General features: G+C 62.2%; 16 protein-coding genes. 14 read left to right on the forward strand and 2 right to left on the reverse strand.

Annotation, left to right across the window (positions count from 1 at the left end; all coding sequences use genetic code 11):
* Positions 1–8: 8 nt before the first annotated feature.
* Positions 9–1274: an NAD(P)/FAD-dependent oxidoreductase gene (locus tag EN808_RS09160; RefSeq protein ID WP_135915595.1), complete on the forward strand. Its 1266-nt coding sequence runs from the start codon at positions 9–11 to the stop codon at positions 1272–1274.
* A 151-nt stretch (positions 1275–1425) separates the two neighbouring features.
* A complete protein-coding gene (locus EN808_RS09165; protein WP_135915596.1) occupies positions 1426–3405 on the forward strand; it encodes a bifunctional 2',3'-cyclic-nucleotide 2'-phosphodiesterase/3'-nucleotidase in 1980 nt (659 codons plus the stop codon).
* A gap of 181 nt (positions 3406–3586) precedes the next feature.
* Here the strand turns inward: EN808_RS09165 and EN808_RS09170 are convergent, their stop codons facing one another.
* Positions 3587–4843 carry a cyclopropane-fatty-acyl-phospholipid synthase family protein gene (locus EN808_RS09170; RefSeq protein ID WP_127280092.1) on the reverse strand — a complete coding sequence of 419 codons (1257 nt, stop codon included), beginning with the start codon at positions 4841–4843 and terminating at the stop codon, positions 3587–3589.
* Positions 4844–5180: 337 nt separating this feature from the next.
* On the opposite strand from EN808_RS09170, the gene EN808_RS37575 reads away from it, so the two are divergent.
* The 6 genes from EN808_RS37575 to EN808_RS09195 all read left to right on the forward strand — a co-directional run bounded on the left by EN808_RS37575 (position 5181) and on the right by EN808_RS09195 (position 8379).
* Positions 5181–5315, forward strand: coding sequence for a hypothetical protein (locus EN808_RS37575; protein ID WP_272482999.1), 135 nt, complete (start codon positions 5181–5183; stop codon positions 5313–5315).
* Between the two features lie 156 nt (positions 5316–5471).
* Positions 5472–5762 carry a Dabb family protein gene (locus EN808_RS09175; RefSeq protein WP_127280091.1) on the forward strand — a complete coding sequence of 97 codons (291 nt, stop codon included), beginning with the start codon at positions 5472–5474 and terminating at the stop codon, positions 5760–5762.
* Between the two features lie 135 nt (positions 5763–5897).
* Positions 5898–6785 carry a VOC family protein gene (locus EN808_RS09180; protein ID WP_135915597.1) on the forward strand — a complete coding sequence of 296 codons (888 nt, stop codon included), beginning with the start codon at positions 5898–5900 and terminating at the stop codon, positions 6783–6785.
* Positions 6782–7642, forward strand: a complete 861-nt coding sequence (gene kdsA, locus EN808_RS09185; RefSeq protein WP_127869339.1) for a 3-deoxy-8-phosphooctulonate synthase — start codon at positions 6782–6784, stop codon at positions 7640–7642. The genes EN808_RS09180 and kdsA overlap by 4 nt, the downstream gene beginning before the upstream one ends.
* A gap of 84 nt (positions 7643–7726) precedes the next feature.
* Complete coding sequence (locus tag EN808_RS09190) at positions 7727–7930, forward strand: dodecin family protein (protein WP_135915598.1); 204 nt, start codon at positions 7727–7729, stop codon at positions 7928–7930.
* 83 nt (positions 7931–8013) lie between these two features.
* Positions 8014–8379 (forward strand): PRC-barrel domain-containing protein, encoded by a 366-nt coding sequence (locus tag EN808_RS09195; protein WP_127281031.1) that lies wholly within the window; start codon positions 8014–8016, stop codon positions 8377–8379.
* A gap of 55 nt (positions 8380–8434) precedes the next feature.
* Here EN808_RS09195 and EN808_RS37580 read toward each other — a convergent pair whose 3' ends face one another.
* Entirely contained in the window at positions 8435–8560 is a 126-nt protein-coding gene (locus EN808_RS37580) for a hypothetical protein (protein ID WP_127281032.1), read from the reverse strand.
* 201 nt (positions 8561–8761) lie between these two features.
* Between EN808_RS37580 and eno the strand changes: the two genes are divergently transcribed.
* The 6 genes from eno to EN808_RS09230 form a co-directional block, all read left to right on the forward strand.
* Positions 8762–10036 (forward strand): phosphopyruvate hydratase, encoded by a 1275-nt coding sequence (gene eno / locus EN808_RS09205; protein ID WP_135915599.1) that lies wholly within the window; start codon positions 8762–8764, stop codon positions 10034–10036.
* A 152-nt stretch (positions 10037–10188) separates the two neighbouring features.
* Complete coding sequence (locus EN808_RS09210) at positions 10189–10512, forward strand: septum formation initiator family protein (protein WP_127280535.1); 324 nt, start codon at positions 10189–10191, stop codon at positions 10510–10512.
* 191 nt (positions 10513–10703) lie between these two features.
* Positions 10704–11741, forward strand: coding sequence for a pyruvate dehydrogenase (acetyl-transferring) E1 component subunit alpha (pdhA, locus tag EN808_RS09215; protein ID WP_127869335.1), 1038 nt, complete (start codon positions 10704–10706; stop codon positions 11739–11741).
* 14 nt (positions 11742–11755) lie between these two features.
* Positions 11756–13156 carry a pyruvate dehydrogenase complex E1 component subunit beta gene (locus EN808_RS09220; protein WP_135915600.1) on the forward strand — a complete coding sequence of 467 codons (1401 nt, stop codon included), beginning with the start codon at positions 11756–11758 and terminating at the stop codon, positions 13154–13156.
* A gap of 12 nt (positions 13157–13168) precedes the next feature.
* Entirely contained in the window at positions 13169–13456 is a 288-nt protein-coding gene (locus EN808_RS09225; protein WP_135915601.1) for a hypothetical protein, read from the forward strand.
* Between the two features lie 3 nt (positions 13457–13459).
* On the forward strand, positions 13460–14336 hold an 877-nt coding region (locus EN808_RS09230; RefSeq protein WP_135915602.1), incomplete at its 3' end, for a biotin/lipoyl-containing protein.

Consider the following 14336-nt stretch of genomic DNA (forward strand, 5'->3'; position numbering starts at 1 on the left):
GTGATGAAATGAGCGATGCCAGACATCATCTCGTCGTCGTCGGCGCCGGGTTCGGCGGCCTCGAATTCACCCGCGCGCTGGCTGGCGCGCCGGTGCGCATCACCATGATCGACAAGCGCAACCATCATCTGTTCCAGCCGCTGCTCTATCAGGTGGCAACCACGGCGCTGGCGACCTCGGAGGTGGCCTGGCCGATCCGCCATCTCCTGCGCAAGCGCAAGGATGTGACCACGCTGCTGGCCAATGTCACAGGAGTAGACCGGACCGGCAAACGTGTTGTGCTCGATGATGGCAGCGCCGTCGCCTACGACACGCTGGTGCTCGCCACCGGCGCGCGGCACGCCTATTTCGGCCATGACGAATGGGAGCTTTTCGCGCCGGGCCTGAAGACGCTGGAGGACGCCACCACCATTCGGCGCCGCATCCTTCTGGCCTTCGAGCAGGCGGAACGGGAACCCGACCCTGCCAGGCGCCAGGCGCTGCTGACCATTGCCATCGTCGGCGGCGGGCCGACCGGCGTCGAACTTGCCGGAACCATTGCCGAACTGGCGCATGACACGCTGCGCGGCGAATTCCGCAACATCGACACGCGCCAGACGCGCGTGGTGCTGATCGAGGCCGGCGACAGCATCCTGGCCAATTTCGCGCCGAAGCTCTCCAATTATGCCGGGAAGGCGCTGGAGCGGCTTGGTGTTGTGGTCGAGCTTGGCCGGGCCGTTACGCGCTGCGATGCCGAAGGCGTGGTTTTTGGCGATACCGTTCTGCCGGCCCGCACGATCCTGTGGGCAGCCGGCGTTGCCGCTTCGCCCGCCGCTGAATGGCTGGGCGCGAACGCGGACCGGGCCGGCAGGGTATTGGTCGAGCCTGATCTCAGCGTGCCCGGCAGCCCGGAGATTTTTGTCATCGGCGACGCCGCCCTTGTGCTGCGGCCCGACGGGCGGCCGGTGCCCGGCGTGGCGCCTTCCGCCAAGCAGGAGGGCCGCCATGTTGCCGCGACCGTCAGGGCCAGGCTTGCCGGCGACACGGGGCCGCGGCCTTTCCACTACAAGCATGCCGGTGATCTGGCGACGATCGGCAAGCGCGCCGCCGCGATCGATTTCGGCTGGATCAAGCTGACCGGCTGGCTCGCCTGGTGGCTGTGGGGCATTGCGCATATCTATTTCCTGATCGGTTTCCGCAACCGGCTTGCCGTTTCGCTGAGCTGGCTATGGATCTATGTCACGGGCCAGCGCAGCGCCCGGCTGATTACCCAGGGCGACGACGACAAGACCTGACTTTCTTCACCGAGCCTTTCATCCGGCCGTCATCTGTTGCTGATGGATTGGCGTGCCGATGCGCGCGACTTCTTGAGTGGACTTGAGCCGATTTCAGCGCGAAGTTCGCTTCGGGGCAGGGGCATGTCAGGTCGTCGAAGAAGGAGAAAACATGTCGCAACTGCTCCATCCCGTCTCTCGCCGTGGTCTCCTTGCGGGGGTCGCCGCCACAGGGGCGCTGATCATGCTTCATCCCTTCTCCGCCCGTGCGCAGGCCAACCAGGCGCATCTGAGGATCATGGAGACCACCGATATCCATGTGAACGTGCTGCCCTATGATTATTACGCCGACAAAGCCAATGACACGATGGGCCTGTCGCGCACGGCGTCCCTCATCGACGCGGTGCGCAAGGAAGCCGCCAATTCGATGCTGATCGACAATGGCGACCTTTTGCAGGGCAACCCGATGGGCGACTACATTGCCTATGAGAAGGGCCTGAAGGAGGGCGATCTCCATCCGATCATGAAAGGCATGAACCTGCTCGGTTACGAGTGTTCGACACTTGGCAACCACGAGTTCAACTACGGCCTGTCCTTCCTGGACAAGGTACTGGCCGGCGCCAATTTCCCGTTCGTCTGCGCCAATCTGATCCGGGGCACCGAGCTTGCCGCCAATCCGCGCGACGACAAGCTCTACCTCAAGCCCTACATAATCCTGGACAAGAAGATCAAGGACGGTTCAGGCACCGAGCAACCGATCAAAATCGGCATCATCGGCTTCGTACCGCCGCAGGTCATGGTCTGGGATCTCAAGAATCTCGAAGGCAACGTCAAGACGCGCGACATCGTCGAAGCGGCGAAGGCCTGGGTGCCGCAGATGAAGGAGGAGGGCGCCGACATCGTCATCGCGCTCTCGCATTCCGGCATCGACGTCAAGCAGGGTGACATGATGGAGAACGCCTCGTTCTTCGTTGCCGGCGTCGAAGGCATCGACGCGGTCTTCACCGGCCACCAGCACCTGGTCTTCCCCGGCAAGAAGGATTTCCAGGGGCTCGAGGGCGTTGACGCACAGAAAGGCACGCTGCAGGGCAAGCCCGCCGTCATGGGCGGTTTCTGGGGCTCGCATATGGGCCTGATCGACCTGATGCTGGAACGCGATGGGTCGAAGTGGAAAGTGGTCTCGGCGACCTCGGAGGCGCGGCCGATCTTCGAGCGTGTCGACAACAAGAACAAGCCGACTGTTGCCGACGACAAGCGCATCATCGCTGCTCTCGAGCAGGACCACCAGGCGACGCTCGCCTATCTGCGCCGCCCTGTCGGCAAGACCTCGGCGCCGCTCTATTCCTATTTCGCGCTGGTGGCCGATGATCCTTCGGTGCAAATCGTCAACCAGGCGCAGAGCTGGTATCTCAAGGATATCCTGAAGAGCACCCAGTGGAAGGACGTGCCGATGTTATCGGCGGCGGCGCCCTTCAAGGCCGGCGGGCGCAACGGCGCCGACTACTACACCGACGTGCCGGTGGGCGATGTCGCAATCAAGAACGTCGCCGACCTCTATCTCTATCCGAACACGGTTCGCGCGGTTGAGATCACGGGTGCCCAGGTCAAGGAATGGCTGGAGATGTCGGCCGGCATCTTCAAGAAAATCGAGGCAGGAAAAGCCGACCAGCCGCTGATCGACACCGAATTCCCATCCTATAATTTCGACGTCATAGATGGCGTAACCTACAAAATAGATTTGTCGCAGCCACCGAAATACGATGCCAAGGGCGCCGTCGCCAATGCCGGTTCCAATCGCATTGTCGACCTGAAATTCGACGGCAAACCGATTGATCCAGCAGCGAAATTCGTCGTTGCGACCAACAACTACCGTGCCGGCGGCGGTGGCAACTTTCCCGACATCAATGCCTCGAAGATCATCTACGAAGCGCCGGACACCAACCGCGACGTCATCGTCCGCTACGTCGTCAGCCAAGGCACCATCAACCCGTCGGCGGATGGCAACTGGTCGTTCGCGCCGCTGCCGGGAAGCAGCGTCGTCTTCGAGACAGGCGTCAAGGCAAAGGACTTCATCGCCGATGTGAAGTCGCTCAAGATCGAGCCGGTGGGCGAGGGCGAAGCTGGTTTTGCCCGATACCGCATCCTTCTCTGATCGACTATCAGGGCTGGATGCGGCCGGTCTTGGCCGCATCCCCGTGCGGGAGATGACCTCGCCATAGCGAGGGAGGAGCAGTCGGATCGCTCGGCACGGTCAAGAGCCTCATCCCCGCGGGTGCATGGACCTCGTGGATGGTCGATGTCCGGGTGTTGTCGATGAGATCGCTGTCCCCAGCCTACGCCTTGTAGACCACCTGGCGCACGTCGATATAGCTGGTGCGGAAACCGGCCTCGCAATAATGCAGGTAGAATTCCCAGAGCTTCTTGAAACGGTCGTCGAAGCCGAGCGGCACGATCTTCTCCCACGACCCCCGGAAACGCTGGCGCCATTCGGCAAGCGTGCGGGCATAGTCCTCGGGGAAAACGTGTTCGCGTAAATGGGCAAGGCCGTGCGCGGCGCCAAGCGACTTCAGGATGGACGGCGTCGGCAGCATGCCGCCCGGGAAGACGTAGCGCTGGATGAAATCCGGCCTGGCGCGATAGGTGTCGTAGGCGGCTTCGTTGATGGTGATGATCTGCAGGCCCGCGGTGCCGCCGGGCTTCAGGCAGGCCTTCATCTTGGAGAAGAATACCGGCCAGTATTTCTCGCCGACCGCCTCGAACATCTCGATCGAGGCGATGCGATCGTAGGTCCCGGTTTCATCACGGTAATCCTGCAACTTGATGTCGACCTTGTCGGCAAGCCCGGCCTTGGCGATGCGAGCCTTGGCGAAATCGTGCTGCTCGCGGCTGATGGTCAATCCGGTAACCCGGCAGCCGATTTCGCGTGCCGCGAACTCGGCAAAGCCGCCCCAGCCGCAACCTATCTCCAGCACGTGATCCTTTCCGCCGATGCCCGTATCCCTGGCCAGCGCCCGGTATTTGGCGGCCTGGGCGCTCTCGAGATCATTGGCGCCATTGGCGTAAAGCGCCGAGGAATAGGTCATGCTCGGGTCGAGCCATTCCTTGTAGAAGGCGTTGCCGAGATCGTAATGCGCCGAGATATTGCGCTTTGACCCTTTGCGTGTGTTCTCGTTGAACCAGTGGCGGATGCGCTGGGCCGTGTTGATGAGCCAACTGGCGCCGCCCGCGACGCGTTCGCCGATCGCCGAATTGACCACGAACAGTTCGAGGAAGCTGGTGACGTCAGGGCTTTCCCAATCGCCGTCCATATAGGATTCGGCAACGCCGATCGTGCCGCCGGAAAAGGCGCGGCCCGGCAGACGCCAGTTCTTGAGCACAAGTTCGGCGTCGGGGCCTGGCGCCTTGCCGCCGACGAGGACGGCACGGCCGTCCGGCATCCTGACTTTCAGCGAACCACGCGGCAGGTTCATGGCCGCCGACAGCACCATGCGCGCCTTGGCCGGCAGGCCCTTGACGATCTCGGCGAAATTGAATTCGTCGAGCCTGACCGCGTCGCCCGGCGCTATGCCATGATGTTCCCCGTGTGCCATTCCATGCCCCTGGATCTCCGTGCTGTCGGCGCAATTGCCAAGCCACGGTTCTCTTGGATCATCCGCCGGGTTCAAACACCGTTGCCTGGTCCCGGCAGCTTGCGGGTTCGACGGCAGGCGGGCTCGAACGAAAGCGCGCGCCCCTTAGCAGAGCTTCAGCGCTTCCCAGTGAATGCCTGCCACAATCTTCCACGCCATGAGGGGGAACTTCAAGAGGCATGCCGAGAGCTGGACTGTGCCACGCGGCGCCCGGCATCTGCCGCCCTGCGTCAGGCCGCTGCGGCCCGAAATCAAAAACGCCTATGGCAGCCGCATCGCTTGTGCGATAGCTTTAGCCATGCGTTATGTAATCGTGATTGCCGCCATCGCGTTCTTCCTGATCTGGGACGGTCTCTACAATCAAGGCCGGTATCTCGACGTCGCGGTCAGGGAAGTTTCCCATGCGGTGCGCTACGTCACCGGCAAGGCCTAGACGTCCCTGGGCAGGCCGGCGCTTCATCCCTGATCCGCGCGAACCGAGGTCCAGCACCGATCGAGGCGCGTCGCAAGGACGCGTGGCGCCATGACCGGTTGACGCAAAGGGACCGCCGTCACAAAAGACCCCGACATTCAGATCGAGGAGGCGGGATTGATCCGGCATATCGTTTTCTTCAGCGCGCGGCGCAAGGAAGATGTGGAAGCTGTTCGTACCGGGCTGCTGGCGCTCGGCGACATTCCTCATTGCAGCCTCTTCGAGGTCACGTTGAACACCAAGGTCGACCCGCTGTCGGATGAAGTCGATGTCGTCGTTTACGCGGAATTCGCCGATGACGCGGCGCTGGCAGCCTACAAGGCGCACCCGCTCTATGCGCGGACCACCAGCAAGGTCAAACCATTGCGCGAGCTGCGTTATTCGGCCGATGTCGTGGCCGGACGCTGATCCGGCGCCTCCAGAAGGCGCCGTTTGCAGCGGCGCGTTTGCCGATAGATCGTGCTGCGCGAACCATGCGCCGCCGCCGGCGGCATTGCGATCAAGTCTTGAACCGGCCTTCGGAATGATGCACATCGCGCCTGCATGACCCCAACCACATCAGCCATTCATCCGCTCGATCATCTGGTTCTGCCGACGCAGACCCTCGACACCGCGCGGATCCGGCTCACCGCGCTGGGCTTCGTCGTCGCTCCGACCGGCATCCATCCCTTTGGCACGGAAAACTGCTGCGTGTTCCTTGCCGACGGCACCTATCTGGAGCCGCTCGCGATTGGCAGCGAACAGGCTGCGACGGAGGCTGCCGCCGAGGGCAACGTCTTCGTTGCGCGCGATCGCCTCTATCGCGAAAGCCTTGGTAACGAGGGATTTTCCGCGGTGGTTCTTGGCACTGACAATGCCGATGGCGACCATGAACGCTATGTCGAAGCCGGCCTGTCGGCGGGAGACACGCTGAGCTTCTCGCGAGCCTTCACCGACACGGCTGGCAAAAGCGATACCGCCTCGTTCAAGCTCGCTTTTGCTTCGGCCAATCATGCCAGGGACGCTTTTCTTTTTGCCTGCCAGCGCATCAACGCGCCGAAAGTGGACCGCGCGGCCTTGCAGGCTCATCCCAACGGCGTCGATGGGGTCGTCGAGGTGATTGCAATCAGCAGTGCGCCCTCCGAACAGCACAGGCTGATCGCGGTGGCGGTCAATGAACCGTCCGCCGGCGGTCCGGACGGCGCGTTCGCCTTGCCGAACGCAACATTGCGTGTGCTCGATCCCGCGTCTTACGCCGCGCGCTTTGGCATCCCGACCGGCCCGGCGACGGAGCTTCGTTTCGCCGCCGTGGTATTTGCGATCCGAAGCGCCGATGCCGCTGCGAGGCTGCTTGCAGCCAACTCAATCCAGCACGATATAGCGGGCACCGACATTGTCGTGCCGCCGGCAGCCGGCCAAGGCGCGGCTTTCATCTTCCGGGAGACCAAATGAGCAAGTCCCAAGCACCAAATTCGACGGCGCCCAATTCTTCGGTAACGGTCGGCAATGTCATCTTCGACAATGCGGCACCCTTGGCGCTGATCGCTGGCCCGTGCCAGTTCGAATCGCGCCAACACGCCTTCGACATGGCCGGTGCGCTGAAGGAGCTGACCGGCAGGCTCGGCATCGGCCTCGTCTACAAGACCAGCTACGACAAGGCCAACCGCACCTCGCTGTCGGCGACGCGCGGTGCCGGCATGGACGCCGCACTTCCCGTGTTCGACGAGTTGCGAAAGGAATTCTCGCTGCCGGTGCTGACCGACGTTCACACGGAGGAGCAGTGCGCCATCGTTGCACCGCATGTCGATGTGCTGCAGATACCGGCCTTCCTGTCGCGCCAGACCGACATGCTGGTCGCCGCCGCGAGGACGGGCAAGGTCATCAATGTGAAGAAGGGACAGTTCCTCGCCCCCTGGGACATGAAGAACGTGGTCGCCAAGATCACCGGTTCCGGCAATGCCAATGTGCTGACCACCGAGCGCGGCGCTTCTTTCGGCTACAACACACTGGTGTCGGATATGCGCGCTCTGCCTATCATGGCCGAGATCGGCGCGCCGGTGATCTTCGACGCCACCCATTCGGTGCAGCAGCCGGGCGGGCAGGGCGGGTCGTCTGGCGGGGAGCGCCGCTTTGTCGAGACGCTGGCCCGCGCGGCCGTTGCCGTCGGCGTTGCCGGCGTCTTTATCGAGACTCATCAGGACCCCGACAATTCGACCTCCTCCGACGGTCCGAACATGGTGCCGCTGAAAGATATGCCGGCGCTGCTCGAAAAGCTGATGGCGTTGGACCGGGTAGCGAAGGGCCACTAATCCTAGGCTTTCTGCCCGTGCTTGTGGTTGCCAGGGCCAGTTGTACGCTCGGCAGGCAAATGAGCGTTTTGGCAGGAGGAAGCCATGTCCGTCGCCCGCGTCACCGAAATCACCTCATCGTCGAAGGAGAGCTTTCAGGACGCCATCGAGAAAGGAATCGCCCGCGCCGCCAAAACCCTGAAGAATGTCGAAGGGGCCTGGATCCAGGATCAGAAGATCGTTGTCGTGGACGGCAAGATCGCGGCCTATCGCGTCAACATGAAGGTGACTTTCATCCTCGCGGAGTGATCGGGCAGCCGCCAAAAAGTCGGGAACTTTCGCCCGCGCGCCTCATTGTCAAAGTGCAGATTAACGACAACGAGGAGCAAACAATGACAACGCAAACAGGCCACACCGAAGCCATTGCCGCTTCGCGAGTGATCGGCACTACCGTATACAATACCCAAGGCGACGGCATCGGCAGCATCGAGGACGTCATGCTCGACAAGACGTCGAACGGCATCATGTTCGCGGTGATTGGATTTGGCGGTTTTCTCGGTATTGCCGAGAAGTACCATGCCATTCCCTGGGCGAGCCTCGACTACGACGAGGACAAGGGCGGCTATGTCGTGCCCTTTACCAAGGAACAGCTGAAGGCGGCGCCCGCCCATTCGATCAACGAGTTGGCCGGCGCCGATGGCGAGAGCGTGCGCGACGAGTCATACGAATATTACAAGGTGACGCCCTACTGGCACTGACGCATAACCGAAAAGGGGGCCGTTTCGACGGCCCCCTTTTCGATTCGAGGCAACGCTACTCGCTAATGTGCAAGGCCGGCAAAGGCGCAATGGCCTTTGGCGGTGGCTGCTGATTGTCGCACGACGTCAGGAACGCCGCCGCGATCAGGAACAGACTGACGATACCGCTCAACTCGGACATGGCGAAACTCCTCCTTTTTCGCCCCGCGCGACAACAGCCTTAACCCGGAATGCGCCCCTTGTGGCATGACTTATGATGACAGAAACTTGCGCTTCGTGAATCGCGCGGGCGGCAATATTCGGCCAGGGCCCGATTGCCTTTTGCGTCGCTTTGGCTAAGACGGGCGCGACGTTTTCTCCAGATCAAATCGAGGACATCGCAATGACCGCCATCATCGATATTGTCGGGCGTGAAATCCTGGACAGCCGCGGAAACCCGACCGTCGAGGTCGATGTCGTTCTCGAAGACGGTTCAATGGGCCGCGCCGCGGTGCCGTCGGGCGCCTCGACCGGCGCCCATGAGGCCGTCGAACTGCGCGACGGCGGCGCCCGCTACCTCGGTAAGGGCGTGCTCAAGGCCGTCGAAGCGGTCAACGGCGAACTGTTCGAGGCGATCGGCGGCATGGAAGCCGAAAACCAGATTCATATCGATCAGACCATGATCGAACTTGACGGCACGCCCAACAAGAGCCGCCTCGGCGCCAACGCCATTCTGGGTGTTTCGCTGGCGGTGGCGAAAGCCGCGGCCGATGCCGCCGGCCTGCCGCTCTATCGCTATGTCGGCGGCACCAAGGCGCATGTCCTGCCCGTGCCGATGATGAACATCATCAATGGCGGCGCGCATGCCGACAATCCGATCGACTTCCAGGAATTCATGATCCTGCCGGTCGGCGCGCCGACGCTGCGCGAAGGCGTGCGCTGGGGTTCGGAAATCTTCCACACGCTGCGCAAGAAGCTGAAGGATGCCGGCCACAACACCAATGTCGGCGACGAGGGCGGCTTCGCGCCGAACCTGAAGAGCGCGCCGGTGGCGCTCGATTTCATCATGGAATCGATCGAGAAGGCCGGTTTCAAGCCGGGCGACGAGATCGCGCTCGGCCTCGATTGCGCCGCGACCGAATTCTTCAAGGACGGCAACTACGTCTATGAGGGCGAGAAGAAGACGCGCGACCCCAAGGCGCAGGCCAAGTACCTCGCCAAGCTCGCCGCCGATTACCCGATCATCTCGATCGAGGACGGCCTTGCCGAGGATGACTGGGAAGGCTGGAAATACCTGACCGACCTGATCGGCAAGAAGACGCAGCTTGTCGGCGACGATCTTTTCGTCACCAACACGGCGCGGCTGCGCGACGGCATCCGCATGGGCGTCGCCAATTCGATCCTGGTCAAGGTCAACCAGATCGGCTCGCTGACCGAGACGCTCGACGCGGTCGAGACCGCGCACAAGGCAGCCTACACCGCGGTCATGTCGCACCGTTCGGGCGAGACCGAGGATTCGACCATCGCCGATCTCGCCGTCGCCACCAATTGCGGGCAGATCAAGACCGGGTCGCTGTCGCGCTCCGACCGCATGGCTAAATACAACCAGCTGATCCGCATCGAGGAAGAACTCGGCAAGCAGGCGCGCTACGCCGGCAAGTCGGTGATCAAGAGCTGATCCGGCCGCGCATCTTTGGTATCGAAAGGGCGGGACATCCCGCCCTTTTTCATTTCAGGCCGGGCTGGGCCGCCGCCCGTAACCGTCCGTTAAGCACAATCAGGCGAAAAAGGCGTCGAGCCGTTTGAGTTCGCGGCCACGGGGAATCGGTCATGTGGACGCGTCAGCACAAGCAGAGAAATACCGGGCGGCTGATCATTCCTTCGCTGTGCGTGGTGTTCCTGGCCTATTTCGGCTTTCACGCATATCACGGCGAATTCGGTATCAATTCCAAATACAAGCTGGAGGCCGAAACGGTCGCGCTGCAGGGTCAGCTCGAGGCGATCAGGGCGCGCAGGATGGAACTCGAACGGCGGGTCAAGCTCATGCATGATGGCACGCTGGAGAGGGACATGCTCGATGAGCAGGCGCGTAAAGCGCTTAATCTGTCCCAGGCCGACGAGATCACCATCATGCTGCCGGTTTCGGAGAAGTAACCGGTTTTCGGTTAATCAGCAATATTTTCAATGATTTTAATCGCTTAGGCGCATGCCAGCTATGCAATTTCGACATGGCGGAACGCCTTTCTACGTGTTAGCCTCCCATAAATCGAAGGGGAGGGCGATCTCCCCGGAGCAGGTTGATCTTGCTCCAGTGTCCGCAAAGAGACGCCAACAGGGAGTGATGCATGGCCACCGCAGCCAGAAAAGCGCCTGCCAAATCGAAATCCGACGGCAAATCCGGCCTGTCAGCACCCAAGCCTGCTGACTTCACCAAGGACGAAGAGCTTGCCGCATACCGGCACATGCTGCTCATCCGCCGGTTTGAGGAAAAGGCCGGCCAGCTCTATGGCATGGGCTTCATCGGCGGCTTCTGCCACCTCTACATTGGCCAGGAAGCCGTGGTCACCGGCATGAAGATGGCGCTGATCGACGGCGACCAGATGATCACGGCCTATCGCGATCACGGCCACATGCTGGCGATGGAGCTTTCGCCGCGTGGCGTGATGGCTGAGCTGACCGGACGCCGCGGCGGCTTGTCCAGGGGCAAGGGCGGCTCCATGCACATGTTCTCCAAGGAGAAGCATTTCTATGGCGGTCACGGCATCGTCGGCGCGCAGGTGTCGCTCGGCACCGGTCTGGCCTTCGCCAACCGCTACCGCGACAACAACAATGTCTCGCTGACCTATTTCGGCGACGGCGCAGCTAACCAGGGCCAGGTCTATGAGAGCTTCAACATGGCCTCGCTGTGGAAGCTGCCGGTGATCTACATCATCGAGAACAACCGCTACGCCATGGGCACCTCGGTGTCGCGCTCTTCAGCGGAGACTGACTTCTCGCACCGTGGCGCTTCCTTCAAGATTCCAGGCATCCAGGTCGACGGCATGGATGTGCGCGCGGTTAAGGCCGCCGGCGATCTCGCCACCGAATGGTGCCGCGCCGGCAATGGCCCGCTGATCCTCGAAATGCAGACCTACCGCTATCGCGGCCACTCGATGTCCGATCCTGCGAAATACCGGTCGAAGGAAGAAGTGCAGAAGATGCGCTCCGAGCATGACCCGATCGAGCAGGTCAAGGCGCGGCTGATCGAGAAGAAGTGGGCGACCGAGGACGAGCTCAAGACCATCGACAAGGAGGTTCGCGACATCGTCGCCGACGCCGCCGAATTTGCCCAGAACGATGCCGAGCCGGATCCGTCCGAGCTCTGGACCGATATCGTATTGTAAGGGAGGGCCAGGACATGCCGATCGAAATTCTCATGCCCGCTCTCTCGCCGACCATGGAAGAGGGCAATCTTTCCAAGTGGTTGAAGAACGAGGGCGACAAGGTCGTCGCCGGTGACGTCATCGCCGAGATCGAGACCGACAAGGCGACGATGGAAGTCGAAGCCGTCGACGAAGGTACGCTGGGCAAGATCCTGATCGCCGCCGGCACCGAAGGCGTCAAGGTCAACACGCCGATCGCCGTTCTGCTCCAGGACGGCGAGAGCGCCGCCGACGTCGGCAAGTCCGCGGCGGCTCCCGCCAAGGCGGAAGTACCGGCAAAGGCGGAAGCGCCGGCCGAGGACAAGGCGGAGGTGGCAAAGCCGGCCTCTGCACCAGTCGCGGCCGCACCGAAAACGGAAATCGCCGCCGATCCGGATATTCCCGCCGGTACCGAAATGGTCTCAACCACGGTGCGCGAAGCGTTACGCGACGCCATGGCCGAGGAAATGCGCCGCGACGGCGATGTCTTCGTCATGGGCGAGGAAGTTGCCGAATACCAGGGCGCCTACAAGATCACGCAAGGCCTGCTGCAGGAATTCGGGCCGCGTCGCGTCGTCGACACGCCGATCACCGAACATGGTTTTGCCGGCGTCGGCGTCGGTGCTGCGATGGCGGGCCTCAAGCCGATCGTCGAGTTCATGACCTTCAACTTCGCCATGCAGGCGATCGACCAGATCATCAACTCGGCCGCCAAGACGCTCTATATGTCCGGCGGCCAGATGGGCGCGCCAATCGTGTTCCGTGGGCCGAACGGCGCGGCCGCCCGTGTCGCCGCACAGCACTCGCAGTGCTATGCCGCCTGGTACAGCCACATTCCAGGCCTGAAAGTCGTGATGCCGTATACGGCCGCCGACGCCAAGGGCTTGCTCAAGGCGGCGATCCGCGATCCGAACCCGATCATCTTCCTCGAGAACGAAATCCTCTACGGCCAGTCCTTCGACGTGCCGAAGCTGGACGACTTCGTGCTGCCGATCGGCAAGGCGCGCATCCACAAGACGGGCAAGGATGTCACCATCGTCTCCTTCGGCATCGGCATGACCTATGCGGTCAAGGCGGAAGCCGAGCTGCGCGGCATGGGCATCGACGCCGAGATCATCGACCTCAGGACCATCCGTCCGCTCGATCTCGACACCGTCATCGCCTCGGTCAAGAAGACCAACCGGCTGGTCGTGGTCGAAGAAGGCTACCCGCAGAATTCGGTCGGCGACCATATCGCCAACCAGGTGTCGCAACGCGCCTTCGATTTCCTCGACGCGCCGGTCATCACCATTGCCGGCAAGGACGTGCCGATGCCCTATGCGGCCAACCTCGAAAGGCTGGCATTGCCGAATGTCGGCGAGGTCATCGAGGCCGTCAAAGCCGTCGCATATCGCTAGGGAGCAATGCGGATGCTGTCTTTCTGGATGTTGGCAGCCATCATTGTTCCCACTGTCGTGGTCGCCTTTCTCGTGCGATCGATGACGGGGAAGTTCGATGCGGTTCTGTTGATGCTCAGCGGTGCCGCGTCGCTGGTTCTTGCTATTGTGGCAACTGCTTCCGGAAAGGTCGACCAGACCGGCAGCATGATGACGCTCGAGATGGGCAAGGGTAGCTACCATTTCGGTGTCTTGCCACCTGTGTTCATCGTCGCCACGCTGACCGTCATGCGCGGCCTTTTCAAATTCATCCAGGAGTGAGCGATGCCTATCAACATCACCATGCCGGCCCTGTCGCCCACGATGGAAGAAGGCAATCTGTCAAAATGGCTGGTCAAGGAAGGTGACAAGGTTTCGCCGGGCGATGTCATTGCCGAGATCGAGACCGACAAGGCGACGATGGAAGTTGAAGCCGTCGATGAGGGCACTGTCGCCAAGCTGGTCGTGCCGGCCGGAACCGAAGGGGTCAAGGTCAACGCGCTGATCGCCGTGCTTGCCGCCGAAGGCGAAGATGCGGGCGCTGCCGCGAAAAGCGGTGGCGCACCGGCGAAAGCCGAGGCCAAGCAGGACAGGGCGCCAATCTCCCCACCCGTGGGGGAGATGTCGACGAAGTCGACAGAGGGGGGCGCTGTTCCTCCAGCAGCCAAGAGCGAGGCGCCCCCCTCTGGCCTGCCGGCCATCTCCCCCACAAGGGGGGAGATCAGCCAATCGGCCGAGCGCACCTTTGCGTCGCCGCTCGCGCGCCGCATCGCCAAGGAGGCGGGGGTCGATGTGTCGGCCGTGACCGGCACCGGTCCGCATGGCCGGGTGGTGAAGGCCGATGTCGACGCCGCGATCGCCGGTGGCGGCGCCAAGGCAGCACCGGCAGCCCAGGCTCCGGCTGGTGCGCCTTCCGCTGCGCCGGCAGTAAAGGCAATGTCGGACGATCAGGTGCTGAAGCTGTTCGAGCAAGGCTCTTACGAACTCGTCCCGCACGACAATATGCGCAAGACCATCGCGCGGCGCCTGGTCGAAGCCAAGACCACCATCCCGCATTTCTACCTGACGCTCGACTGCGAGCTCGACGCGCTGCTTTCGCTGCGCACGCAGCTCAATGCGGCGGCACCGGTGAAGAAGACCGACAAGGGTGAGGCGCCTGCCT

The organism is Mesorhizobium sp. M8A.F.Ca.ET.165.01.1.1 (genome assembly GCF_004792065.1).
In the GTDB taxonomy this organism is placed as follows: Bacteria; Pseudomonadota; Alphaproteobacteria; order Rhizobiales; family Rhizobiaceae; genus Mesorhizobium.